18 protein-coding genes and 1 pseudogene are annotated in these 24524 nt (G+C 65.2%); 8 read left to right on the forward strand and 11 right to left on the reverse strand.

Features of this window, described 5'->3' with window-relative positions:
* The first annotated feature begins 51 nt into the window (after window positions 1-51).
* A complete protein-coding gene (locus ACNJYB_RS29710; RefSeq protein WP_211406954.1) occupies window positions 52-276 on the forward strand; it encodes a hypothetical protein in 225 nt (74 codons plus the stop codon).
* 281 nt (window positions 277-557) lie between these two features.
* Here ACNJYB_RS29710 and ACNJYB_RS29715 read toward each other — a convergent pair whose 3' ends face one another.
* Complete coding sequence (locus tag ACNJYB_RS29715; RefSeq protein WP_439370114.1) at window positions 558-1214, reverse strand: glutathione S-transferase family protein; 657 nt, start codon at window positions 1212-1214, stop codon at window positions 558-560.
* 218 nt (window positions 1215-1432) lie between these two features.
* On the opposite strand from ACNJYB_RS29715, the pseudogene ACNJYB_RS29720 reads away from it, so the two are divergent.
* Window positions 1433-2619 (forward strand): annotated as a pseudogene (locus ACNJYB_RS29720) (polyhydroxyalkanoate depolymerase).
* Window positions 2620-2622: 3 nt separating this feature from the next.
* Here the strand turns inward: ACNJYB_RS29720 and ACNJYB_RS29725 are convergent.
* The 8 genes from ACNJYB_RS29725 to ACNJYB_RS29760 all read right to left on the reverse strand — a co-directional run bounded on the left by ACNJYB_RS29725 (window position 2623) and on the right by ACNJYB_RS29760 (window position 15089).
* A complete protein-coding gene (locus tag ACNJYB_RS29725) occupies window positions 2623-5991 on the reverse strand; it encodes an adenylate/guanylate cyclase domain-containing protein (RefSeq protein WP_439370115.1) in 3369 nt (1122 codons plus the stop codon).
* A 307-nt stretch (window positions 5992-6298) separates the two neighbouring features.
* A complete protein-coding gene (locus tag ACNJYB_RS29730; RefSeq protein ID WP_439370116.1) occupies window positions 6299-6814 on the reverse strand; it encodes a hypothetical protein in 516 nt (171 codons plus the stop codon).
* 341 nt (window positions 6815-7155) lie between these two features.
* Window positions 7156-9033 carry an ABC transporter ATP-binding protein gene (locus ACNJYB_RS29735; RefSeq protein ID WP_439370117.1) on the reverse strand — a complete coding sequence of 626 codons (1878 nt, stop codon included), beginning with the start codon at window positions 9031-9033 and terminating at the stop codon, window positions 7156-7158.
* Between the two features lie 198 nt (window positions 9034-9231).
* On the reverse strand, window positions 9232-10158 hold the full coding sequence (locus tag ACNJYB_RS29740; protein ID WP_439370118.1) for a 2-hydroxyacid dehydrogenase: 927 nt from the start codon (window positions 10156-10158) through the stop codon (window positions 9232-9234).
* Between the two features lie 13 nt (window positions 10159-10171).
* Window positions 10172-11500 carry an NAD(P)/FAD-dependent oxidoreductase gene (locus tag ACNJYB_RS29745; protein WP_439370119.1) on the reverse strand — a complete coding sequence of 443 codons (1329 nt, stop codon included), beginning with the start codon at window positions 11498-11500 and terminating at the stop codon, window positions 10172-10174.
* Between the two features lie 40 nt (window positions 11501-11540).
* Window positions 11541-12416, reverse strand: coding sequence for an ABC transporter permease (locus tag ACNJYB_RS29750; protein WP_439370120.1), 876 nt, complete (start codon window positions 12414-12416; stop codon window positions 11541-11543).
* A gap of 3 nt (window positions 12417-12419) precedes the next feature.
* Window positions 12420-13370: an ABC transporter permease gene (locus ACNJYB_RS29755; protein ID WP_439370121.1), complete on the reverse strand. Its 951-nt coding sequence runs from the start codon at window positions 13368-13370 to the stop codon at window positions 12420-12422.
* Between the two features lie 27 nt (window positions 13371-13397).
* The gene (locus tag ACNJYB_RS29760) at window positions 13398-15089 is read right to left on the reverse strand and encodes a peptide ABC transporter substrate-binding protein (protein WP_439370122.1); all 1692 of its coding nucleotides are present in this window, start codon (window positions 15087-15089) and stop codon (window positions 13398-13400) included.
* A gap of 218 nt (window positions 15090-15307) precedes the next feature.
* Here ACNJYB_RS29760 and ACNJYB_RS29765 point away from each other — a divergent pair, with 218 nt between their 5' ends.
* Both ACNJYB_RS29765 and ACNJYB_RS29770 read left to right on the forward strand, forming a co-directional pair.
* Window positions 15308-15940, forward strand: coding sequence for a cupin domain-containing protein (locus ACNJYB_RS29765; RefSeq protein WP_439370123.1), 633 nt, complete (start codon window positions 15308-15310; stop codon window positions 15938-15940).
* Between the two features lie 138 nt (window positions 15941-16078).
* A complete protein-coding gene (locus tag ACNJYB_RS29770; RefSeq protein WP_439370124.1) occupies window positions 16079-17947 on the forward strand; it encodes an ATP-binding protein in 1869 nt (622 codons plus the stop codon).
* Between the two features lie 6 nt (window positions 17948-17953).
* Here ACNJYB_RS29770 and ACNJYB_RS29775 read toward each other — a convergent pair whose 3' ends face one another.
* Window positions 17954-18979 carry an AraC family transcriptional regulator gene (locus ACNJYB_RS29775; protein WP_439370125.1) on the reverse strand — a complete coding sequence of 342 codons (1026 nt, stop codon included), beginning with the start codon at window positions 18977-18979 and terminating at the stop codon, window positions 17954-17956.
* Between the two features lie 185 nt (window positions 18980-19164).
* Between ACNJYB_RS29775 and ACNJYB_RS29780 the strand changes: the two genes are divergently transcribed.
* From ACNJYB_RS29780 to ACNJYB_RS29795, 4 genes are all read left to right on the forward strand, one after another.
* Entirely contained in the window at window positions 19165-19614 is a 450-nt protein-coding gene (locus tag ACNJYB_RS29780; protein ID WP_439370126.1) for a cupin domain-containing protein, read from the forward strand.
* Window positions 19615-19712: 98 nt separating this feature from the next.
* Window positions 19713-21200 carry a flavin-containing monooxygenase gene (locus ACNJYB_RS29785; protein WP_439370127.1) on the forward strand — a complete coding sequence of 496 codons (1488 nt, stop codon included), beginning with the start codon at window positions 19713-19715 and terminating at the stop codon, window positions 21198-21200.
* Window positions 21201-21270: 70 nt separating this feature from the next.
* On the forward strand, window positions 21271-22344 hold the full coding sequence (locus ACNJYB_RS29790; RefSeq protein WP_439370128.1) for a hypothetical protein: 1074 nt from the start codon (window positions 21271-21273) through the stop codon (window positions 22342-22344).
* A 98-nt stretch (window positions 22345-22442) separates the two neighbouring features.
* Complete coding sequence (locus ACNJYB_RS29795; protein ID WP_439370129.1) at window positions 22443-23618, forward strand: YncE family protein; 1176 nt, start codon at window positions 22443-22445, stop codon at window positions 23616-23618.
* Window positions 23619-23655: 37 nt separating this feature from the next.
* On the opposite strand, the gene ACNJYB_RS29800 is transcribed toward ACNJYB_RS29795, so the two are convergent.
* Window positions 23656-24447: an ABC transporter substrate-binding protein gene (locus ACNJYB_RS29800; RefSeq protein ID WP_439370130.1), complete on the reverse strand. Its 792-nt coding sequence runs from the start codon at window positions 24445-24447 to the stop codon at window positions 23656-23658.
* Window positions 24448-24524: the final 77 nt, after the last annotated feature.

Raw genomic sequence — 24524 nt, forward strand, 5'->3', positions numbered from 1 at the left:
GCGGAGGAAGGGGGCGCTCTTTCGCGGCTTTGATTAGGGGAGATTTTTACAATGGCAACGCGCGATAGACGTCTGGCGGAATTTGACGGCGCCGGCGAACCGCCACCCGGCCTGCCTGTCGAAGTGCTGTGCGAGGATCACAGCGGAACGTACCAACTCCCGTTCGCCTGCCGCTATGTCGGAGGACGCTGGCAGAACCACGAGGCCGGCATCGCGGTCGAGGCGACGGTCATTGGGTGGCGCCTGCCGCGGGTGAAGCACTCCGGCGTCGCCTGACTGCGGCTTGTGTTCCAAAATGCGACGGGGCCGCGCTCCGCCTTAACCAACGGAACGCGGCTCGAACGAATCACGTCCGAATCAGCGGACCGGCCCCGTACGCAGCTGTTCACGGCTAGATGTCGCCACCGGCCCGCGGGGCCACACAATATCTGCGCACGATGAGGGGCCGCCTCGTCGCGGGACGGGCGCCAAAAGTTAACGGCTTCAATGACATGGCTGCCGGGGGGCGGCGCCGCAAGGCCGCGCTCCCAAAACAGGCAGGGCGACGCCGCCCCTGCCTAATATTCGACCTCGAGCTCCTCGATCTCGGCCGGCTCCTCCTTCGCCGCCGCGATCCATTCCTTCATCTCGGGCATGGCCATGATGGTATCGGCATAGGCCCTGAGGCGCGGCTCGAGCTTGACGTCATAGGTGACGAAGCGCGTCACCACTGGCGCGTACATCGCATCCGCCATGGTGCGCCGCGCGCCGAACAGGAACGGGCCGCCCGACTTCTCCAGACAGTCGCGCCAGATGAACCAGACGCGGTCGATGTCGGCCTGCGCGCGCGACCAGATCTTGAAGCCGGGGAAGTGCCCCTTCAGGTTGACCGGCAGCGAGGCGCGCAGCGTGGTGAAGCCGGAATGGATTTCACCGCAAATCGAGCGGCAATGGGCGCGCTGAAGACGATCATCCGGCAACAACCCGGCATCGGGCATGACCTCGTTGAGATATTCGGCGATCGCCAGCGTATCCCAGACCACCGCGCCCTCGTGCCGCAGGCACGGCACCAGGATCGACGACGAGAGCAGCAGGATCTCCGCGCGCGCCGACGCATCGTCCGGCGCGGTCACAACTTCCTCGAAGTCGAGCCCGGAAAATTTCGTCAGCAGCCAGCCACGCAGCGACCAGGACGAGTAGTTCTTGCTGCTGATGGTCAGTGTCGCTTTCGCCATATGGCCCCTTCCCTCACGCCTTTGACCCGCACCCCGCTCGGCCGCGGACTGCTCATTCGCTGAGCTTCCCGGTGTCCTCACTCCACTTCCGGAGCAAGCGATGTGCCAATTTTGCGGGCGGCCCTGCTCCCGTCTGGCTTCGATATTGCATGACGACAGCGGGACAGGGTGGGCGTTTCAGTATGATGTCGATGTATTATCAAGCCTTTCAGAACCATATGGATCTGACGGCGCCGTGGCGGGCGGGCGCCTCGTCCGCGCTGAAATTCCTCAATCTGGCGCCCCAGGGCATGTCGCACCAGGTGGTCGGCCGGCTCTCGGCGGCGCTGGAGCTGATCTCGCGCTCCACCCTCACCTATGACCGCCCGGCCTACGGCATCGACGGCGTGATGGTCGGCAACCGCGAGGTCGCCGTCCGCGAGGAGATCGCCTACGCGACGCCGTTCGGCTCGCTGCTGCACTTCAAGAAAGACGACGTGGGCGAGCAGCCGCGCATGCTGCTGGTGGCGCCGATGTCCGGCCATTTCGCGACGCTCCTGCGCGGCACCGTGCAGACGCTGCTCCAGGACCACGACGTCTACATCACCGACTGGCACAATCCGCGCGACATTCCGCGCAGCGAAGGCCGCTTCGGGCTCGACGACTACACCGAGCATCTCATCGACTTCCTGGGACAGCTCGGGCCGCGCCCACACATGGTCGCGATCTGCCAGCCCTCGGTCTCGGCGCTCGCGGCCGCCGCGATCATGTGCGAGGACAATCATCCGTCCCGACCGGCGACGCTGACGCTGATGGCAGGTCCGATCGACACCCGGATACAGCCGACCAAGGTCAACGAGTTCGCCAAGAGCAAGCCGATCGAGTGGTTCGAGCGCAACCTGATCAACTATGTTCCGGTGCAGTGCCGCGGCGCGCTGCGCAAGGTCTATCCCGGCTTCGTGCAGCTCACCGCGTTCGTCTCGATGAATCTCGAGCGTCACATCAAGCAGCATCTCGACCTCGCCAACCACATCGCCAAGGGCGAGAAGGAGAAGGCGGCAACCATCAAGACCTTCTACGACGAATATTTCGCCGTGATGATTTGCCTGCGGAGTTCTACATCGAGACCGTTCGCGACGTGTTCCAGGAGCACCTCCTGCCGCAAGGCAAGCTGATGCATCGCGGCCGTCCCGTGAACACCAGGGCCGTCAGCCGCATGGGGCTGATGACGGTCGAGGGCGAGAAGGACGACATCTGCTCGATCGGCCAGACGCTCGCGGCGCAGGACCTCTGCACCGGCGTGCGCGCCTATCGCCGCGTCCACCACATGCAGGCCGGCGTCGGCCATTACGGCGTGTTCTCGGGCAAGCGCTGGAACAACGAGATCTATCCGCTGCTGCGGGATTTCGTGCACGTGAATTCGTGACGGTCATCTCTGTCCAAACGACGACCGGCCAAGGGAAACGGCACGCGCCTCGTGCTCTTGCGCGAGCAACTCTTTCGCTTCCAGGAGCTCCGGAAGATCTCGCTCCGCCTCGAATTCGGCGATGATGGGAGCGAGCAGTTCAGACATCGCACCCGCTCGGCCGTTTGACTTGCACAGGCGTGCAAGCTCAAGCGCGCTACGCAGCTCGAAGGTCTTCGTCTGCTGGCGTCGCGCGATGTCCAGCGCTCGCCTGAGATCGTCTTCGGCACCGCTCGACGAACCATGGCGCGACAAAAGTTTGCCGCGGACACGATGCAGTTCGGCATCGAGCCAATGCTGACCGGACTGTCCGGACCGGGCGATCAGTTCGTTCAGGATTTCCAGCCCGGTCTCGACCTGGCCGACCTCTGCATTCGCCACCGCGACATGCATCCCCCAAAACGGTTCGCAGAGGTAGCAATCGTTCTCGTGCAGCAAGGTCCAGCCCTGACGCATGTCCGCCAGCCCGGCCATCCGATCGCCGGCACGCCACTTGGCCAGGCCATTCAGGTAGGTGCCCGCGGCAACGTACAGCGGCATGGTGTGGTCGCGCGCGAGACCGAGCGCCAGGATCGTCTCCGTTTGCTGCAACATGCCCCCGCATACCCCGTCGAACACGGCGCGATGAACCAGCGCATTGGCCTGGGACAGCGCCCGCTTTTCTCCCGAAGACCCCACCGCTTCGGCAGCGAGCTTGCGCGCGCGAGCGATGATACCGAGCGGCCAGAGGACCAGGGCAAGGAATCTCATGATCACGAACGGCAGATCCAGCGCCGAAGCCCTGAACGTCGCAGGATCCGGTTCGGCACCATAGATCGCCAGCGCCTGCTCGAGATGCGTTCGCGCGCTCACGTAATCGCCGGAAAACCAGCAGGTGACGCCGCCGGTCCAATGGGCGACGACGGCGGCCACCGGCGAGTCCGGTCGTCGGTGCGCGGCGCTCCTGATGGCATCCGCCAGCTCCCGCATCGGAGCGAGTTCGCCGTGTGTCAGGCAGGCATTGAAGAGCCCCGAATGGATCGGCGCAAGTTCAACGGGATCATCGATGTCGGCTGCGAACTGGCGCGCACGCGTCCACGCCGCGACCGTTTCAGGCGCGCTGTGCCCGAGGCTGCCCCGCAAGGCACGGCCATATGAGATTTGAAGATGCAGCCTGCTGATCATCCGGCGGGGATCGTCAGGCAACTCGTCGGCGGTCGCAATGGCCTTGCCGAGATGTGCGATCGCCTCGGAATAGGCAGAGCGTTTCAGCGCCTGCTGGCCCGCCTTGCGCCACCATTCGAGGGCGACCTCGCTCAGCCCCGCTTCGGTGAAGTGGTGCGCGAGAACCTCCGGCTCGGTCTCGGCGACGACTGGAAACTTCTCGCGCAGCACATCGCCAATTCGCGTGTGAAGCAGCTGCCGTTTGCTCTTGAGCAGGCTCTCGTAGGCCGCTTCCTGAACGAGGGCGTGCTTGAAACTATAGTTCGCTTCCGGCGGAGCCCCGCGACGCAACAGCAGTTCGGCCTCTTCAAGCTGTGCCAGCGCATTGGTCAGCGTCAGATCATCGCGTCCCGCCACGTATTTCAGCAGCGCGTAAGAGAAGTCGCGCCCGATGGCGGCGCCTATCTGCGCCACCTCCTTGACCGGAGCGAGCCGGTCGAGCCGCGCCATCAGCGAGTCCTGCAGCGTCGCGGGAATGGCAAGCGGCGGGAGCGGACTACTCAGGCGATAGCGCCCGGCATCCTCGACGAGCAGGCCGGACTCCAGCACCATCTTGGTCAACTCCTCGACGAACAGCGGCACGCCATCGGTCTTGTCGATGATCTGCTTCATCATCTCGCGCGGCAGCTGGCGACCGACGACCACCTGTTCGACCAGCGCGCGTGTGTCCTGCCGATCGAGCCGGTCGAGTCGCAACAGTCCGACATTGGCAAGGCCCGACCAGGAAGGCTCGAACTCCGGCCGGGATGTCATGAGCACGAGGATCGGCAATGCCCTGATCCGATCGACCGCGAGATCGAACAGTTCGAGTGTGGTGGCATCTGCCCAATGCAAATCCTCGCAGATGATCAGCAGAGGCTGATCTCGCGCCAACCCCTCGAGCTGATCGAGAAGGGCGGCAAATGTCTGTCGCCGCTGCTGCGCCGGGCTCAAGCCAAGGGGCGGGCAATGGTCGCCGGTTGGAATCGAGAGCAGAGCCGCAATGAGCGGCGTTGCCCGGGCGACCTGCTGGGTTCCAAGCGCCAGCATTGCCTCGAGCCTGTCGAGCTTTTGTTCTGGCGTGTCCTGCGGGCGGATTCCGGCGGCGCGCTCGAGCTGCGCGACAAAGGGATGCAGCGCAGTGTTGGTATGGTAAGGCGAACACTGATACCGCACCCGACGGTGCACCCCCAACGAGGGACTTTCGGACAGCGTTGCGACAATGCGCGACTTGCCGATGCCCGCTTCGCCGGAAATCAATACAATCTGGCCCTGGCCCCGCCATGCCTCCCGCTGGCGCGAGAGAATGAATTCGATCTCGTCCTTGCGGCCGACAAAGCCGATCGAGCGCGCGGCGCGGACCGCCTCGAAGCGGCTCTCGGATGCGGTCGCTCCTTCCACCGCCCACACCGCGATGGGTTCGCCTATCCCCTTGACTTCGCGGCGGCCGAGATTGCGGAAGGTGAAGAGATCCCCAAGCAGCCGGCGCGTCGACGATGCAACGACGACCACTCCCGGTTCCGCAAGGCTCTGAAGCCGCGCAGCGAGGTTTGGCGTATCGCCGACGGTTGCGTGCTCCTCCGACGCATCTCCGCTGATGAGGTCGCCAACCACCACAAGCCCGGTCGCAATTGCGATCCGCAGCTCAACCTTTTCGCCCGCGCCTGTCCTGAGCTGGCAAACCGCGGAGATGACGTCGAGGCCCGCTCGCACTGCGCGCTCCGCATCGTCTTCGTGGGCGCGCGGATAGCCAAAATAGACGAGTATCCCGTCACCGACGAACCTGGCTATCCTGCCGTCATAAGCAGCAATGACGCGCGCGCATGCGGCGCGGTAGGCCCGGATCACTTCCCACATATCCTCGGGATCGAGGCGCGCGGAGAGCGCAGTCGAGCCGACCAGATCGCAAAACATCACGGTGAGGTGGCGCCGCTCGGCGTCATGACGAGGAGCCGGCGATGCGATCAACGCGGCTGGATCGAGCTCGGCAATGGCACGCAGCATCTTGCGGCGATGACCGAGCAGGACTCCGAGCTTTTCAAAGTCTTCGTCCATCAGCTCGGGGAGGACGCCCACATCGATCCCATTTTGGGCAAAACGCTCTGCGTATTGCCCAAGCCCCAATTTCTCGAGCCACTCCGCAATCTGCATTGGCTCCACCGATCGTGTGGCTGGCGGTTAGCAGAATTTTGGACCACGGCGCGGGAACAATATCCCAACGCCGCCGTGATGGCACGTCTTGTTTGTTGTGCGAGAATTTAGGTTACTCGGTACCGGTACGGTTTCGACCAGGACAGTGCTCGATGCGAACGGCTGCGCTACCAAAATCGCTGACGCGCCGCGTTGCTCGGCAGAGGTTGCGAAGAGCCTCACGACTCGTTCCGGGCTCGAAGCCGAACCGAGGCTGCGGCTATCGTTCACATACAATTCCGAGCGGACTTTCGTGAGCGGACCTCCTTCATCCCTCGTTCGTGGGCGCGTCGTGGCTGCGAGCCATCGTGCCCGCCGCAACTTGAAGCGAAGAACCAACCACCCAGCAGCCGGCGACAAAGCCTATCAGGCCGTTCGGCAGATTTTGATCAAGGACAAGGATGCTGACCGACAGAGTTGCGGCAACCGCCGCGCCGAACGTTCCGGCGGCACTCATGATCTCAGCCGGCTCGGAGCCGTTCCATTCTTCCGAGATGCTCGATGTCGGCTTGCGTGCGACATTTCCGGACAAGTCAATTCCGACATAATAACTGAGAGCGCCGTAGAGCATTGTCAGGAGCACGATCCAGCCGCTTTCGAACAGTTCGCCCTTCTGACGCAGCAGGGCTGCACCCACATAGAGGCCGCAAGAGGCTCCAACGGCCGCCAGCCCGATTCTTTCGAGAACATGGGCCGACTTGATCAGACTCGAGCGGGCGATCCGAAGACCGCCGACGTGCCTTCTTAGGGAAAAGGCGCTGGAAATTGCGCTACTTATCTTCATTGGGGGCTCCTTCTGAGTAATTGGCAGCCTCTTGCCGACCCCAAATAGAAGCTGCCGGGACGCGTTTCTCGATGCCCTTGATTCCAATTTCTGAAAGATCTGTGCTGAGTGATGGGGCTGGCTTGCTCGTGAGCAAGACGAGGAGCCAATCCAAAGCTGCGAGCACGCGGCTGCGCAGTCATTGCAACTCACCCGCGTCGTCAATTAAATCCGGGTGCGGCAATTTCTTGCGACAAGTGTTAGTTCAAATTGTAAGGGACCGACTATGAAGCGGTTCACAGACCGGCGCTTCCTGTCGCTCCATGCGGTCACGATTTCCGGAGGACGCGTGGAACTCGCGGTCAGACCGACCACTCCTCACCCCACACCTGCACCACGTGGCCAGGCGAGACTTCCCGATATTGCCGCACCGGCGGCTGGTAATCCGGTGCGCGCACCGGGCTTCTGATCTCGTCGTTGGAGGCTTCACGCTTCGTGCCGCGACGCGACGGATCGGGCACCGGCACGGCGGCCATCAGCTTTTTCGTGTAAGGATGCTGCGCATTGCCGAACACGGCAGCGCGCGGGCCGATCTCGACGATCTCGCCGAGATACATCACCGCGACCCGGTGGCTCATCCGCTCGACCACCGCGATGTCGTGGGAGATGAAGAGATAGGCAAGGCCCATGCTGGCCTGAAGGTCGAGCATCAGATTGACGACCTGCGCCTTGACCGAAACGTCGAGCGCGGACACCGCTTCGTCGGCGACGATCAGCTTCGGCCCGAGCGCGAGCGCGCGCGCGATGCAGATGCGCTGGCGCTGGCCGCCGGAGAATTCATGAGGGAAACGCGTGGCCATGTCGGCCGCAAGTCCGACACGCACGAGCAGGTCGGCGACCTTGTCCCGGGCCTGCGCGGCAGTGGCGAGCCCGTTGGCGAGCAGCGGCGCGGCGATCGCCGCGCCCACCGACATGCGCGGATTGAGGCTCGCGAACGGATCCTGAAACACGATCTGCATATGCTTGCGGAAGTCCCGCAAGGTGCGACCGCTCATCGCCAGCACGTCCTGGCCGTCGATCAGGACGGTGCCGCTGTCGGGCTCCGTCAACTTGAGGATGGAGCGGCCCGTGGTCGACTTTCCGCAACCGGACTCGCCGACCAGCGCCAGCGTCTCGCCGGCGCGCAGGTTGAAGGAGACGTTCTCGACGGCGTGCACGCGGCCGGAGACCTTTCCGAACAGTCCCGAGCGGATCGGAAAGCGCGTGGTGAGGCCTGAGACTTCCAGCAGCGGCCGCTCGGCGATCGAGACCGTATCGGGGGTCTCCATCGGCTCGTCCGAGGTGCCGGTCACCTTGTCGACGATTGGGAAACGCATCGGCCGCGGCCGTCCGTCCATCGAACCGAGCCGCGGCACGGCAGCAAGCAGCGCGCGCGTATAGGGATGCGAGGGCGCGGCGAAGATGCGCGAGGTGGCGTCCGTCTCCACCGCCTGCCCGCCATACATCACCACGGTGCGATCAGCGATCTCGGCGACCACACCCATGTCGTGGGTGATGAAGAGGATCGACATCTCCTCCTCCTGCTGAAGCTCCTTCAGCAGTTCGAGGATCTGCGCCTGGATGGTGACATCGAGCGCCGTGGTCGGCTCGTCGGCGATCAGAAGCTTCGGCTTGCAGGCGAGCGCCATCGCGATCATCACGCGCTGGCGCATGCCGCCGGAGAAGCGGTGCGGATGCTCGTGGAAGCGCGATTTCGCCGCGGGGATGCGGACGCGATCGAGCAGACGGATAGTCTCCGCCTCCGCCGCCGCCCGCGACAGGCCGCGATGCTGGATCAGCGCCTCCGCGATCTGGAAGCCGATCGTGAGCACGGGATTGAGGCTCGTCATCGGCTCCTGGAAGATCATGGCAACGTCGTTGCCGCGGACGTCCTTCATGCTTGCTTCCGGCAGCGTCAGGAGATCGCGCCCGGCGAGCCCGACGCTTCCCTCGACGCGGCCGATCTCTTTCGGAACGAGCCGCATGATCGAGAGCGCGGTGACGCTCTTGCCCGAGCCGGACTCGCCGACGATCGCCACGGTTTCTCGTGGCGCGATGTCGAACGAGACGTTGCGGACGACGGGGACCCATTGCCGCTCGAGCATGAAGGACGTGGTCAGCCCGGCGACCGACAGCACCGGCAGCACCGGCGCCTGTGCTTCGGCAGCAATCTGGTCGGATGCGTTTGCGCCGATGCTCATGCGAAAACCCTAGCCTGCCGCGGAGAAGGTGTGCTCCCTCCCCGCTCGCGGGGGAGGGTTGGGGAGAGGGTGCTTCGACAATCGAGAACCCCCAAGAGGAGAGAGCCCTCACCCGCGCCTTCGGCGCGACCTCTCCCGCTTGCGGGAGAGGTGTGCTGAGCGCGTGGCTGCACCGATGCTCTCATGACCATCGAGCCCTCAGTATCCACGGCTGCGATCGACCAGCCCCGGCAACGACTCGCCGCGGCGGTGTCGCGCGATGGTATCGAGCACGTAGTCGACCGCCGTTTCCGGCTTTGTCGTGCTGGCGATGTGCGGCGTCAGGAGAATGCGCGGATGAGTCCAGAACGGATGGCCCGCCGGCACCGGCTCGGGCTCGGCGACGTCAAGCACTGCAGCCGACAGCACACCGCTGTCCAGCGCCGCGAGGAGGTCCGCCTCGACCAGATGCCCGCCCCGCCCCACATTGAGCAGCCGCGCACCGCGCGGCAAGCGCGCGAACAGCTTTGCGTTGAGGATGCCGCGCGTCTCCGAGGTCAGCGGCAGCAGGCAGACCAGAATGTCGGCTTGCCCCAGGAACTCCGGCAAGGCGTCCGCGCCCGCATAACAAGTGACGCCGTCGATCTCCCGCGGCGAGCGGTTCCAGCCGGAAAGCGAGAAGCCGAACAATTTGATCCGTTCGAGCACCGCCTGACCGAGCAGGCCGAGTCCCATTATGCCGACACGCCGCTCGCTCGTGTACGTCGCCGGAAGCTCGCGCCAGACCTGATCGCGCTGCTGGGCGATGAACTGCACGAGATCGCGATGCAGCGCCAGCACCGACAGGCAGGCATATTCGACCATGCGATCGGTGATGCCGGGCTCCATCATGCGGACCAGCGGAACATGCGGCGGCAACTTGGTGATGTCGAACTGGTCGACGCCGGCACCGACCGAGAAAACCAGCTCGAGATTGGGGAACGTCGCCGCGATATCGTCCGGCGGCACCCAGGTCACGAGATAGCGCACCTCCGCCGGATCGCCGATGTCGGGCCAGAGCCGGAACGGCATGTCGGGGGCGCGCTCCGCGAAGAAGCGGGCCCACTCCGCGCCGCGCACCATGTTGGCCTTGTAGAGAACCGTCATGTCACGGGCATCCTCAGAACGGGCTGACCGGCGCGAGCCGGCGGCCGTCGATCATGCGCTTGTGGCTATAGGCGGCGGGATCGACCAGCGGCATCGAGCCGGTCACGATATCGGCGGCGAGCTTGCCGGCTGCAGGGCCGATGCCAAAGCCGTGGCCGGAGAAGCCGGTGGCCAGGAAGAAGCCCGGCAGCGCATCGACCGGCGAGATCACCGGAATCGTATCCGGCGTACAGTCGATCGTGCCGCCCCAGGCTTCCGCGATCTCGATGTCCTTCAGCTCCGGGTTCGACTTGATCAGCGAAGCGAGCGCCGCATTGACCAGCGACATGTCGGGCGCGGGATCGCGCACGCGCTCGGCCTCGAACGGCGACGGCTTGTCGAAGCTCCAGCTCGTGCCGCGCATGAGCTGGTCGAAGAACGACTTGCCGAACGACAGCTTCAATCCGTTCTTGCGATGCTGGTAGGTCGGCCAGAAGGTCCGTGCGTAGCGGAACAGGTCGGGCGACAGCTCGACCGTGCCGCGGTTGCGCAGCGCCAGCGTGAAGCCGCCGTCGAGCCGGCGGCGGATACAGTAGAAGTCGGTGCCGAGCGCGCCCGAGGTGATCTCCGGCGCCGGCGTGGTCCGGCAGGCGGTCGCGTTGACGAGACCGATCGGCAGCTCGATGCCGTGGCGCCGGCAGAACAGCGACGACCATGCGCCGCCCGCCAGCAGCACGGATTGGGTGCGAATGGTGCCCTTCTCGGTGACCACGGCACTGACCCTACCGCCTGTCGTCTCCAGCCCGCGCGCGGCGCAGCCCTGGTGAATGGTCACACCCTGCTTGCGCGCGGCGGTGGCGAGCGCGGGTACGGCCATTGACGGCTCGGCGCGGCCATCGCTCGGCGTGTGCAGACCGCCCACCCATTTGTCGGCATTGCCCGGCAAGCGCTCGGCGACTTCGGCCGGCGTCAGCACTGTGGAGTGCACCTGCTGCTCGCGCGCGATCGCGGCCCACCGCTCCCAGCCGGCGAGCTCGTCCTTGCTCTTGGTGAGGAACAAGACGCCGGTGCGGCGGAAGCCGGCGTCGACGCCGGCATCGTTCTGCATGTCCTCCCACAGCCGCAGCGCCTCGCGCGCGAGCGGAATCTCCTCGCGGGCGCGGCCCTGCTGGCGGCACCAGCCCCAGTTGCGGCTCGACTGCTCGCCGCCGAGATGGCCTTTCTCGACGAGGGCGACGGAATGGCCCTTCTTCGCGAGATGATAGGCCGCGGACACCCCGATGACGCCGCCGCCGATGACGACGACGTCGGCCTGCGCCGGCAGGCGTTCGTCGCTGTTTATACGGTTGAGCGGCGGGGACATGGGGAACTCCTGGCATTCAGTTCGGTCGAGCTCTTGCTCGTCATGGGACGTTCATTCGTGGATCGAGCGCATCGCGCAGCCCGTCGCCGAGAAAGTTGAAGCTGGTCACCGCGAGCGTGATCGCGACACCCGGCACGATCGCGAGCCACGGCGCGCTGGTAAGATAGATCTGCGCGTTGTTGAGCATGTTGCCCCAGCTCGCGGCCGGCGGCTGGATGCCGAAACCGAGGTAGCTGACATAGGATTCGAGCAGGATCGCCTTGGCGACGTTCAGCGTCGCGGCCACCACGATCGGCGCGATCGCATTGGGCACGAGCTCGCGAAACATGATCCGCAGGTTCGACGACCCGAAGGCCAGCGCGGCGACCGCGAATTCACGTTCGCGCAGCGACCGCACCTGGGCTTCGACGACGCGGGCAACGGCCATCCAGGCGGTGGCCGCGATCAGCACGGTGGTGGTGACGAGGCCGGGCTCGGTGAGCGCCGCGAGCGCAAGCAGCAGGAATATCGTCGGAAAGCACAGCACGGCGTCGACGAGCCGCATCAGGACCGCACCGACGGCGCCCCCATGGAAGCCGGCGAAGGCGCCAACCACGATGCCGATCGCCATCGCCATCACCATGGCGACGATGCCGATCGAGAGCGAGACGCGCCCGCCCATCATCAACCGCGCCAGCACGTCGCGGCCGAGCTCGTCGGTGCCGAGGATATGCGCGCCCGACAGCGGCGGCGCGAACCGCTTCATGATGTCGATATAGGTGTCGTCGAACGGCAGGAGATAGGGCCCCAATGCCGAGCCGAGAAGGAGGACGAGAATGATCAGCGCACCCGCAAGCGCAAGACGGTGGCGGCAGAAGCGCCGCCACGCGGCCTGACCGGGCGTGCGCTGGACAGTGGAGAGAGTCGCAGTCGCCATCGGCTAGCCCACCCGGATACGCGGATCGACGACGGCATAGAGGATGTCGGCCAGCAGCGAGCCGATCAGCACCATGGTCGCCGAAAACATCAGGATGCCCATCACCACGGGATAGTCGCGGTAGCCGATGGAATCGAGGAAGAGACGCCCCATGCCGGGCCAGGTGAACACGGTCTCGGCCACCAGCGCACCGCCCAGCAGTGTCGGGAACTGCAGGCCGGCCACCGTGATGATCGGCAGCAGCGCGTTGCGCAACGCGTGCACGGTGAGGATGCGCCATTCCGGCATGCCCTTAGCGCGCGCGGTGCGGATGTAGTCCTGGTTGATGACCTCGAGCATCGAGGAGCGCATGAAGCGCCCCCACATCGCGGTCTCGACCAGCGCCAGCACCATGGCCGGCGCAATCAGATGATGCAGCAGGTCGAGGAAGGAGCCGTCGCCGATGGTCTGCCGGTTGCCGGCCGGGAGCCAGCCGAGCTTCACCGAGAACACGTAGATGGTGACGAGGCCGAACCAGAAGGTCGGAATCGACAGCGCGATCATGGCGCCGACGGTGGCGAGCGTATCGAACACCGAGTAGCGGCGCAGCGCGCCAAGGATGCCGATCCAGCAGCCGAGCAGCACCGCGATGATGGTTGCCGTCGCCATCAGCTCCAGCGTCGCGCCGAGATGCGAGGAGATCACCGCCAGCACGGCCTCGCCGTCGCGATAGGACTTGCCCCAATCGCCTTTCAGCATGCGGCCGAACCAGTCGAGGTACTGGATCGGCAGCGGACGGTCGAGGCCAAGCTGCTTCGTGACGCGGTCGAGGTCCTCCTGCGTCATCTGGCCGGAGACGGCAAACTGCGAGAGCGGGCCGCCCGGTGCGAGATGCAGAATGGCAAAGCCGATCGCCGAAACGATCACGAGCAGCATGATCGCCTGCGCCAGGCGATTGGCGACATAGCGGGCCATCTCAGGCGATCCAGCCGGCCTGAGACATCAGGCCCAATACCATTCGCGCATGTTCCAGCTGTTGATCGACATGTTGATGTTGGGACGGAAGCCTTGCAGCCCCTCTTTGATGCCCTCGGCGATGAAGCTCTGGAACAGCGGCAGGATCGCAAGGTCGTTGCGGATGAGCTTTTGCAGCTCGCCATAGGTCGCCTTGCGCTGCGCCAGGTCGAATTGCTTGGCGCCTTCGGAGAGCAGCCGGTCGGCCTCCGCGTTCTGGTATTGATAGGTGTTGTAGCCGCGGCCGCCCTTGGCGGGAATGGCACCGGAGCCGAACCGCGGCGTCACGTCGGGGTCAGAGCCCAGCATGAAGTTCACGCCGACGATCACCGAATTGAACTTCGATTGCTGCCAGAAGTCGCCCCAGATCACGGCCGCCGGCATGTTGTTGACGCGCATCGTGGCGCCGATCGCCCGCCAGTCCTGGATCAGGAGTTGCTGGCACTGCTCGCGCACGGCACTGCCCGCGGTCGTCGAGTTGGTGAATTCGAGCTTGACGCCGCCCTTCTCGCGAATGCCGCTGGAGCCGCGCAACCAGCCGGCGGCGTCGAGCAGCGCGTTGGCCTTGGCAGGATCGTATTTGTGCTGCGGCAGCCCTTGCTGGAACGACCACGCCTGCTGCGGCACAAAACTCTCGGTCTGCGTCGGCAGGCCGTAATAGAGCGCATCGATGATCGCCTGCTTGTTGATGCCGAGATAGAGCGCCTCGCGCACGGCGCGATCGGCGAAGGGACCGAACTCCAAATTGGGCGCGATATGCTCCACCGAGGAGGTCGAGGAGACGAAGATCTTGCGGCCTTTGAGCGTCTTCGCCTCCTGCACGAAGTTCGGCAGGATGCCCGCAAGGCCCGTATAGTCGATCTGTCCGGTGCGGAACTGGGTGTAGAGCACGGTGAGATCGGGAATGTACTTGAAGACCACGCGTTCGACGTACGGCCCCTTGCCGTGATAGCCGGTGTGGGCATTCAACTGGATATGATCGCCGGGCACGCGCTCACCCCAGCGGAACGGGCCGGTCCCAACCGGCGCGTTGTGGAATGGCGAAGCGTTCGGATCGGACGCCTTCTCGAGGATGTGCTTGGGCACGATGAAGGTGAACGACGCCAGGATCGACATGTAGGGCGAATAGGGCGCTTCCATCCGCCAATGGATCTCGTCGGGCGCCACGACGGTGATGTCCTTGACCAGGCTATGGCCGACCCGGCTCCGCGCGCGGAAAGCGGGATTGTTGATCAGCTCGATGGAGAATTTGACGTCCTCCGCCGTGAACGGCGTGCCGTCGTGCCACTTCACGTCGCTGCGGAGCTTGATCTTCCAGGTCAGGCCGTCGGCCGACAGGCCGCCATTCTCGAGGGTCGGGACTTCGCGGGCGAGGTCGGGAACGAAATTGCCGTCGGGATCGATGTACCAGAGGGGCGAAAACACCTGCCACCAGATGCCCTGATCGACCTCGATGCCCGGCATCAAGGGATGGAAGACGGTCGGCTCTTGCGACAGCGCCGCGATCACCTGGCCGCGTGGTTTGTCCGGCGGGCTGGTCGGGCGCTCGGTCTGCGCGAAAGCGCTGCGTGCGAGACTCCATCCCGCCGCGGCACCGGCGCCCAGCTGGAAGAACTGACGGCGATTCGGAACACCGAGATGCACTGCCCCAACGCCGAACTTGCCGGTGTCGTCTGCCATGACCCACTCTCCTTGTCGCACGCGGCACCGTCTCCCGCGCCCCCGAGACCCCGGCAAGGGACAAGGAGTGGGCTTTAGTGCTTCTAAATTTTTCAATCAAAAGTTCATCATGACTAAATACAGCTGTCAATCACATTGCTAGGATGCGCGACCTTTTCACTGTGACTGAACCTCGGATCGATGCGATCGCGAGGTGAGACGATGCATGGGAGAGCGACATGGGCGGTCGCGGCGATACGAACGGCAGCAAGGACGCTCCGGCAGTGGAGGGCGACGACGCGGTCGACCAACGCCTCGGCGAGACCGTGCGGCTGCTGCGCCAGCGCGCCGGGCTCTCGATCCAGGACGTCGCCAATAAGACTGGCCTCTCCAACGGCATGATCAGCCAGCTCGAACGCGCGCGCGCCATGCCGTCGATCCGCACCCTGCGCCTGCTCAGCATCGCGCTCGACGTGCCGATCTCCTACTTCTTCGAGGCCAGCGATCCCGGCGACGTGCAGCGCTACATCGTGCGCAAGAACGCCAGGCGCCTGCTGCGGCTCACCGCCAGCGGCGTCGTCAAGGAAGCGCTCACCCCGGACGGCAAGGGCCAGCTCGAGCTCTACGAACTCACGCTCAATCCCGGGGCGTCCTCGGGCACCGACTTCCTGCAGCACACCGGGGAGAAGGCCGGCTACATCCTGTCGGGCAGCCTGCGGCTGTGGCTCGACAACCAGGCCCATCTGCTCGAGGTCGGCGACAGTTTCCGCTTCCCGAGCACCGTGCCGCACATGTTCGACAACCCGACCCATCAGGTGGCGCGCGCAATCTGGGTGACGACGCTGCTTCAAACCGATTCGCCGGCAGGTTGAGGCAGGCGCACTGTTCCCGGCGCCCCCGGGGGCGCAAATTGACCCTCGACGGAGAGTTGGGCAGTCTGTAGCTCACATGAGGCGGGGCTCGTTGACGACGCGGCGGGCGGTCCGCGGCTGACGTCTTTGGTGTGAGACATGAAACTCAGGGGGCTTCTGACACTCGCGATGGCCGTGCAGGTCGTCGTGACCGCCGCAGCCCTCCTCGCCTCCTATGCCGTGACCGGAAAAGCTAGCGGCTTCGGCACGCCCGAGATCATTGCCCTCTTCGCAAGTGCCTCCATTGCTGCGCTGATCGCGCGACTGTGCGTGCGTTCGATCGAGACGACGCAGCACACGCAGACTGCCGCAGCCCTGGCGGATCAGACCAAAGCCATCGCCGAGAGTGCGCAGATGACGCAAGCCATCATCAAGACTGCGCTCGACGCCTTCATCCAGACCGATGAGCGCGGCATCGTCCTGGAGTGGAGCTTTCAGGCCGAGGCCCTGACCGGTTGGTCGCGACAGGAAGCGCTCGGCGGGGACGTCGTCGACCTCCTCGTCGCCGAGCCGCTCCGCGACGGCTTCCGGCAACGCATGATGCGGTTGCTGCCCGAACTGGCGCATGCGCCGATCGGCATCCGCTTCGAGACGAGCCTGCTGCACAGGAACGGCGACGCGATCCTGATCGAGGCATCCAGCACGGCGCTGCGTCTCGGCGGACGCCAGATCATCAACACCTTCGTCAAGGACGTCACGCAGAAACGGGCCGCCGAGGAGCAGCTGATCCAGGCCCAGAAGATGGAGGCGGTCGGACAGCTCACCGGCGGCATCGCGCACGAATTCAACAACATGCTCACGGTGATCACCGGCACGATCGAGATCCTCGCCGATGCCGTGAAGGACAACCCGCCGCTTGCGACCATCACCAAGCTGATCAGCGAGGCCGCCGATCGCGGCGCCACGCTGACATCGAGCCTGTTGTCCTTTGCCCGAAAGCAGGCGCTCCAGCCGGCCGAGATCGACGTCAACGAGCTGCTCGAGGAGCTGTCCAAGCTGCTGCTGGCGACCTTCGACAAGAAGATCGAGATCGTGACGAAGCTGGACACCAATGTCTGGCTGGCTTTCGCCGATCGCGGTCAATTGAGCTCGGCGCTGCTCAACCTCGCCATCAACGCCCGCGACGCCATGCTGGGCGGCGGCAGGCTGACGCTGACGGCGCGCAACGTGGTGTTCGGCGTGCGCGAGGCCTTCGCGGTCGGCGCCGGCTATGCCGGCGACTATGTCCAGATCGAGATCGCCGACAACGGAACGGGCATTCCGCGGGCCATTCTCGAACGCATCTTCGATCCGTTCTTCTCGACCAAGGAGGTCGGCAAGGGCACGGGGCTTGGGCTCAGCATGGTGTTCGGCTTCGTCAAGCAGTCGGGCGGCGGCATCAAGGTCGCCTCCGAGGAAGGCCGCGGCACGACATTCACGATCTGCCTGCCGAAGGCCGAGACCAGCACGCTTCGCCCGGCCGGCTACGACGAGCGCAAGATCGTGGGAGGACACGAAACCATCCTCTGCGTCGAGGACGACCGCGACGTCCGCCACTACGTCACGGTGCAGCTCGAGAGCCTCGGCTACAAGGTCATCCCCGCCGCCAACGCCACCGAAGCGCTCGCCGTCGCCGCGGAGGGCAAGGCGTTCGACCTGCTGTTCACCGACATCGTGATGGCCGGCGGCATCAACGGGCGCGAGCTCGCCAAGCAGATGGTGGCCGCGCGGCCGTCGCTGAGGGTGCTGTTCACCTCGGGCTACGCCCATGACTCGCACACGCAGGCCCGCGCCACGATGGGCGCACCGCTGCTGACGAAGCCGTACCGGAGGGCCGAGCTCGCCCGCATGCTGCGCCGCTCGCTCGACACCGCCGTCGATTCCGCGGGCGACGCGATCCCGACGCCCTATTCGGTGCAGGCGGACGTCGAGGCCTTTTTGCGCCGGCAGGCGGCTGAAGACGGCGGCACCGCGCGATCGCGAAAGTAGCCGGGCCTAGCTCATCCTCCGCCGCAGCGTCGCCGACGGCGTCTCGCCGAATTTTTCGCGGTAGGCACCGGCCATGCGACCGAGGTGCGTGAAGCCGAGATCGAAGGCGATCTCAGTGATCGAGGTATCGGGCGCGGCTTGCGCGAGGCGCGCGTGCAGGCCGGCAAGGCGCATGTCGAGCAGCATTTGTGAGATCGACACGCCGAAGTGACGGCGGAAGCCGAGCTGGAGCGCGCGGATGCCGATGCCGGAGGCGCGGGCAAGCTGCACGAGGTCGAGCGGCTCGCGGGCATTGCCAGCAAGATGGTCGCGCGCGGCGCGAAGCGCGCGCGGCAGACGCTCGGCTTGGCCTGAGAACGTCCGGATCGCATCCGACAGGCCATGCCTCTGCCCGTTGAGGAGCCGATCGAGCAGCGCCTCGCGGCAGTCGGCCATCGCAACCGGCGACAGCCTGCCGGACGGCCCGAGACGCTCGGCAGTCAGCATCAGCTCGGCAAGACTGGCCTGCAGGCAGCGCCCGGACGGTGTGTCCAGGTCGATCGCAGCATCGAACTCGACCGCGCCAGCCGCCCTGCCCGACAGCGCCGCGGCGCGCTGCTCGACCAAACGACGGTCGAGCAACAGGATCGCCTGCGCGCACTCGCTCCATATCATCCGGGTCGGGATGGTCGGCGAGAGAAGCGACGCCGTCCGGCCCGGGCTGGCATCGAAGTCGCCCACGCCGGCACGAATGCGCGCCGAGCCCGTGAGCGGGACCTGCACCAGGAAGAAGCGTTCGAGGCAGCCGGGATCGATACTGACCGACCCGCCATAAGCGACGTAGTTGATGGAAAAGCCATCGAAGGCCGCGCAATTGTGCCGGGCGGAGAAGCCGGAGGCGAGCGGCCGCGACGGCGTGAGATCGTGCCGGCAGAAGATGCGCCCGATCTGCTCGGCCGCTTCATCCACATCGTCGGTGGTGACGCGGGCGAAATCCACAAGCCGTTCGGCTGCAGACGCCCTTGCGCTCATTTCCAGCACGGCTGCGGACATCGTCGACCACGCTTCGCGTCACGGAATTGCTTTAAGCCTATAATAGTTTCCCCAACGCGGAAAGGGCCGCCCGCACAATTGGCCTGCTGCATGGCAATAGCTGCCTCCGGATTCGTTTAGCGGATAGACAGGCGGCCCGTCGCTGGCCGAAGCTCCTCCCCGCCGGAATCCATGAGGAGCGAGCCATGACTGCACTCGAAAAGGGCATTACCGCCACCGGCACGGGCTATGGCGGCAAGAGCTGGAACATCCTTGGCCAGGTCTACTTCCCCAAGGCCGTCACCGATTCCACCTTCGCGTTCGAGACCAACAGTGATCCCGGCCAGTTCGTGCCGGTGCACATCCATCCCACCCAGGACGAGTTCATCCTGGTGCAGGAAGGCACACTCGACCTCAAGCTCGACGGGGTCTGGGTCAAGGCCCACGCCGGCGACATCGTGCGCATGCCGCGCGGCATCCCGCACGGCTATTTCAACAAGTCCGACAAGCCGTGCCGCGCGCTGTTCTGGGTGTCGCCGATGCAGAAGCTGGAGGCGCTGTTCAACCAGCTGCACAATCTGACCGATCCTGCCGAAGTCGTGCGCATCTCGGCGCTGCACGAGGTCGACTTCCTGCCGCCCGAGGCCAACGACTAGCCGTCGCGGCTTCGTCCACTTTCATCTGCTTGCAGGTCCTGCCGGCCGCGCCTTGCGGCCGAACGTGGCCGCGTGCGCGAAACACATCGAGCAATCCCATGATCAGTCCCAAGCATGTGTGCGTGATCGGCGCCGGCGTCTCAGGCCTTGCCGCCGCAAAGGCCTTCGCCGCCCGCGGCCACCGCGTCACCATCGTCGAGCGCAGCGGCGATCTCGGCGGCGTCTGGGAGCCGGCGCGCTCCTACCCTGAGGTGCAGACCCAGAGCCCGAAGGAACTCTACCGTTACACCGATCGCGCCATGCCGGACGCCTATCCGGAATGGCCGACCGGGCCGCAGGTCCACGCCTATCTCGTCGAGTATGCCAGGAGTTTTGGCCTCGACCGCATGCTTCGCCTCAACACCGAAGTCGCCGGCATGGGGCGCCGCGCCGACGGCCGACCGGGCTGGACCCTCACCCTGACGAGCCGGGACGGCACGACGAACGAAGATTTCGATTTCGTCGCGGTCTGCACCGGGCAATTCAACGAGCCGCGCGAGCTGCATTGTCCCGGCGAAGACGGCTTCCTGGCGCAGGGCGGACAGATCCTGCACTCGTCGAAATACGGCGACCCCACGCTGGCGAAAGGCCGCCGCGTCGTCGTGCTCGGCGGCTCGAAATCGGCGACCGACATCGCGGTGAACGCAGTGAGGTCAGGCGCGCGCGAGGTCACGATCGTGATGCGCGAGCCGGTCTGGCGCATCCCCTATTTCATCGGCGGGCTCGTGAACTTCAAACGCATCCTCTACATCCGCGCGCAGGAGGAGATGTTTCCGGGTTGGGGGGCGAGCGCGATGGCACGACTTGCGCATCGCATCGCCGCGCCGCTGGTCTGGGCCAATTGGCGCGGGCTGGAGAGCCTGCTCAAAGCACAGCTCAAGCTCAAGCAATGCAAGATGGTGCCGACGGAGCGGATCGAGGACGGCGTCAACTGCTCGGTGCCGATCGCAACGCCGGGCTTCTATCCGATGGTGGCCGACGGCTGCATCAAGGCGGTGTTCGGCACGTTCGACCATTACGAAGGCGACAGCATCGTGATGAGCGGCGGCGAGCGCGTCAGTGCCGATGTCGCGGTACTAGCGATCGGCTACAAGCTCGGCGTGCCGTTCCTGCCCGAGGCTTACAGGCAGAAGCTGGTCGATGCCGACGGCCAGTACCGGCTCTATCGCCTGATCGCCAACCCCGATTTGCCGGAGATGGGCTTCGTCGGCTTCAACTCCTCGTTCTGCACCGTGCTCTGCGCCGACCTCGCGGCCAACTGGCTGGTGCGCTACGCCGACGGCCAGCTCGCCAACCAGCCGACGGCGCAGGCGATGCGCCACAACATCGAGATGATGCTGCATTTCAAGCGCGTCGAGCGGCCGGCGGCAGGCGTCTATGGCGGCCTCTGCGTCGCGCCCTATCACTACCGCCATTTCGACGAGCTGATGGCCGATATCGGCGCGAAAGAGCAGAAGCGCGGCGGGCTCAAAGGACGCTTCCAGCCGCCGGACGCGGATGCCTATGCCAAGTTCCTGGCGACGGCGCCGGACTACCGGGCGGCGTGAGAGGAGAATTGCGGCGTCTCGTATCTGATGCTTACGATCTCCCTGGTCATCGAATCGACGGGAACCAGCCATGGGATCGAGACGACTTGCCGCCGCCGCCCTTGCGATGGTTGCCTGCTTCGTCGCGGCGCCCGCCGTTGCACAGAGCGGCGCACCGACGCCAAGGCAATCCGAGGCGCCCGCCGCCTATGACCGCGCGCTCGACGAGTTCAAGTCGATCCTCGCGGAGCGGCGGCGCCAGATCGAGGCGAAGGAGGCGCTGCCGAACCTGCCGGGTCAGGCGCTGTATCTCGCGCGCGTCGCCGTCATCAGCAGCTACAAGGACCTTACGGACGCCATGCCGTCGCGGATCGGCAAGCCTAACAAGTTCGAGATCCCCCCGGCCTATTTCGACGCCGCCATCGAGCCCCTGATCGACGAATATGCGCGGCTGTTCGACATCATGGAGGCGCCGCCTGCCAGCGCGCAGAACTCGGCGACGCCTTTCAAGGATGTCGTCGATCTTGCCGTTGCGATCGCGCGCGCCAAGGGGCTTGCGCCTGTTCACGCCGAAGCTGCGGGACGCATCAGCCTGGGACTGTTCTTTGCCGAGACCAATGGCAAGCAGAATGTCCGCAACGCGCGCTCGAACACCTATATGGGCAGCTTCCAGACTGGCCCCTCCGAGGACCGCAACGGCCGCAGGAAATGGGAAGCGATCAAGAGCGAGATCGCTACGATCGATCCCGAGCTGAACGCGCGTGACGACAAGGAAGAGGCGCGCGCCCGCGGCACCGATCACCGCTTCAATCACTGGACCAATGTGCGCGACGGCCTGATGAACGCACATGCGGACGTCTTCCGGGAGATCCCGGCAATCGTGAAGACGCTCCCCGACCCGATCGACCAGATGAAGCTGTTCGAGCTGATCCAGATCGTGCCGACTCCGACGAGGTCCGCGCTGAAGTCCGGCGACCTCCTGAACTATCGGGTGTCCAGCCCTATGGTCATGAAGCATTTGCGCAACAACAGCATTTTCGCCTTCGGACAGGCCGACCGGGCGAGAACCTCAGCCAGCTTCCGCGAGATCCTGGCGGCGATGTGGCTGTTCAATCGGAAGTTCGAGAAGGCGATGGCGAAATATGCGGAGATCAAGCCACGCTGAGGAACCCGGCCAGGCAAAAATGATCGCAGTCAAGTTGTTGCATCCAGCGCCCGATTGCATCTAGCTTTGCCGGACAAGAACAAATCCCAGGGGGAAACATGAGAACCACTTCTCGCATACGCGCGCGCCATGCCGCGTCAGCTCTGGTCGCAACGTCCCTGGCCAGCCTTGCCAGTTTCACCACTCATGCCGAGATCGTCGTCAGCGCCAATGACGGCAAGATGGTGCTGGAGAACGGCAGCGCCGTGGTGCGCAGGCAGCCACTGCCGGATACGGTCAGCGTCATCGACTTCACCGACGGCGCCCTGAAACTGCTGGGCGAGGTCCCCGCACCTGCCAGCGTCGTCGGCCCGCCGCCGAGCGTGGCGATCGCCCCGGATGGTTCGTTTGCGCTGGTGACGGGCGCGATGAAGATCGATCCGGCGGACCCCACCAAGACGGTGCCGGACGACAAGCTTTCGGTCATCGACCTGAAGTCCTCGCCGCCAAAAGTGCTCGCGACCCACCAGGCCGGCGCGGGCGCGGCCGGTGTCTCGATCAATCGCGCGGGCACGCTGGCGCTGGTTGCGAACCGCAGCGAGGGCACGGTCTCGGTCTTTGCGATCAGCGGCAACGCGCTGGCGCCGGCGGGGAAGATCCAGCTCGGTGACGCCAAGTCAGGACCGAGCCATGCCGTGTTCTCGCACGACGGCGCGACCGCGCTGGTCACGCGCGACGGGGACAACAAGATCTCGCTTCTGACCGTGGACGGCACCAAGGTGGAGTACGCCAGGCGCGACCTCTCCGCGGGCATTCGCCCCTACGACATCGATCTCACCGGTAGCGCCGCCGCCGTCGTCGGCAATGTCGGCGCCGGCAGCGGCGACAACGACACGATCAGCCTGATCGACATGACCGCAAAGCCGATCCGCGTCGTCTCGACTGTGACCGTCGGTCAGACACCCGAAGCGGTGAAGATGTCACCGGACGGCAGCCATGTCGCGGTGACCGTCATGAACGGCTCGAACAAGCCGCCCGCCGCGCCGTTCTTCAACGATTTCGGCCTGCTCAAGGTCTACCGGATCTCGGGCACTGACCTTACACCGGTGGCGGAGGCCAGGATCGGCCATTGGTGCCAGGGCATGGTGTGGTCGAAGGACTCCAGGCATGTCGTGGCGCAGTGCATGGTCGAGAACGAGCTGATCGCGTTCGCCTTCGACGGCAAGGCGCTGACCAGGACGTCGACGCTCAAGCTGCAGGTGAGCCCCGCGGGCATTCGCACCGCGGAGCCGTGAGGTTCGTGGGCGGCGCAGCCTCGCTGCGCCGGGTGCCCTATTCGGTGCGGATCGGCGAGTCCTTGAGGCCGTTGTTGTCATAGGCCTTGCGCAAGGTGCCGTTCGTCACCGCTTCGTTCATGAATTTGGACACGAAGGTCAGGGCCTGGTTGTGGCCGAGCGGAACGGCGACGGCCGTTACAGTCTTCTTGAAGGTCTCGTCGAGCACCCTCGTCCCCGGAATCTTTTGCGCCATCTTGTTGAGCTGGTCGCGCGACAGCGCGAAGGCGTCGATCTCGCCGCTCTTCAGCAGGCCGAAGATTTCATCATATGTCTGATAGCCGGTCACCGTCGCATTCCTCAGATGCGTGACGGCCCCGCGCATGGTGGTGGTGGCGTTGACGGCCGCGACCTTGATGCCAGGTTGGTCCAGCGTGGCGAAATTGGTGATGCTCGATCCCGGCCTGACGATGTAGGTGGCGTCCGCGACCTCGTAAATCGGGCCGAACAGCATCCTGGTCTCGCGCTCGGGATCCTTGGGCAGCCATGTGACGTCCCAGGTACCCTTGCCGGCCGCGTCGGTGATCTGTCCGGAATTCTGGTGCACGACATATTCCACGGGCACACCGAGCTGTGCAGCCATCTCCTTGCCGAGGTCGACCGGCACGCCGGCAAAGCCGGCTTCCGTCCTGGTCGACCAGAACGCGCCGCCTGCCGGGCTGATCGCGATCGCAACCCGGAGCTTGCCGGTCGGCGCGATCTCGTCCTTCAGGCCTTCGGCTAGCGCCGGCATGGCGACCGCCACTGCGAGAGCGAGACCGGCAAGCACCGCGTGGAGCATTGGGGGCATGTCATGTTCTCCTCACCTTTTCTCTTTTTCTTCTTTCAACTGCTCCGCCTCTGGCACGGCGTCTGACGCAATTCTGG

The sequence above is a fragment of the Bradyrhizobium sp. SMVTL-02 genome, assembly GCF_051853005.1.
Lineage (GTDB): Bacteria > Pseudomonadota > Alphaproteobacteria > Rhizobiales > Xanthobacteraceae > Bradyrhizobium.

What these genes read in the sequence shown, in the direction of transcription:
- ACNJYB_RS29710 (WP_211406954.1), top strand. Translation starts at nt 52, where the DNA reads ATGGCAACGCGCGATAGACGTCTGGCGGAATTTGACGGCGCCGGCGAA.
- ACNJYB_RS29715 (WP_439370114.1), bottom strand. Translation starts at nt 1,214, where the DNA reads ATGGCGAAAGCGACACTGACCATCAGCAGCAAGAACTACTCGTCCTGG.
- ACNJYB_RS29725 (WP_439370115.1), bottom strand. Translation starts at nt 5,991, where the DNA reads ATGCAGATTGCGGAGTGGCTCGAGAAATTGGGGCTTGGGCAATACGCA.
- ACNJYB_RS29730 (WP_439370116.1), bottom strand. Translation starts at nt 6,814, where the DNA reads ATGAAGATAAGTAGCGCAATTTCCAGCGCCTTTTCCCTAAGAAGGCAC.
- ACNJYB_RS29735 (WP_439370117.1), bottom strand. Translation starts at nt 9,033, where the DNA reads ATGAGCATCGGCGCAAACGCATCCGACCAGATTGCTGCCGAAGCACAG.
- ACNJYB_RS29740 (WP_439370118.1), bottom strand. Translation starts at nt 10,158, where the DNA reads ATGACGGTTCTCTACAAGGCCAACATGGTGCGCGGCGCGGAGTGGGCC.
- ACNJYB_RS29745 (WP_439370119.1), bottom strand. Translation starts at nt 11,500, where the DNA reads ATGTCCCCGCCGCTCAACCGTATAAACAGCGACGAACGCCTGCCGGCG.
- ACNJYB_RS29750 (WP_439370120.1), bottom strand. Translation starts at nt 12,416, where the DNA reads ATGGCGACTGCGACTCTCTCCACTGTCCAGCGCACGCCCGGTCAGGCC.
- ACNJYB_RS29755 (WP_439370121.1), bottom strand. Translation starts at nt 13,370, where the DNA reads ATGGCCCGCTATGTCGCCAATCGCCTGGCGCAGGCGATCATGCTGCTC.
- ACNJYB_RS29760 (WP_439370122.1), bottom strand. Translation starts at nt 15,089, where the DNA reads ATGGCAGACGACACCGGCAAGTTCGGCGTTGGGGCAGTGCATCTCGGT.
- ACNJYB_RS29765 (WP_439370123.1), top strand. Translation starts at nt 15,308, where the DNA reads ATGGGCGGTCGCGGCGATACGAACGGCAGCAAGGACGCTCCGGCAGTG.
- ACNJYB_RS29770 (WP_439370124.1), top strand. Translation starts at nt 16,079, where the DNA reads ATGAAACTCAGGGGGCTTCTGACACTCGCGATGGCCGTGCAGGTCGTC.
- ACNJYB_RS29775 (WP_439370125.1), bottom strand. Translation starts at nt 18,979, where the DNA reads ATGTCCGCAGCCGTGCTGGAAATGAGCGCAAGGGCGTCTGCAGCCGAA.
- ACNJYB_RS29780 (WP_439370126.1), top strand. Translation starts at nt 19,165, where the DNA reads ATGACTGCACTCGAAAAGGGCATTACCGCCACCGGCACGGGCTATGGC.
- ACNJYB_RS29785 (WP_439370127.1), top strand. Translation starts at nt 19,713, where the DNA reads ATGATCAGTCCCAAGCATGTGTGCGTGATCGGCGCCGGCGTCTCAGGC.
- ACNJYB_RS29790 (WP_439370128.1), top strand. Translation starts at nt 21,271, where the DNA reads ATGGGATCGAGACGACTTGCCGCCGCCGCCCTTGCGATGGTTGCCTGC.
- ACNJYB_RS29795 (WP_439370129.1), top strand. Translation starts at nt 22,443, where the DNA reads ATGAGAACCACTTCTCGCATACGCGCGCGCCATGCCGCGTCAGCTCTG.
- ACNJYB_RS29800 (WP_439370130.1), bottom strand. Translation starts at nt 24,447, where the DNA reads ATGCCCCCAATGCTCCACGCGGTGCTTGCCGGTCTCGCTCTCGCAGTG.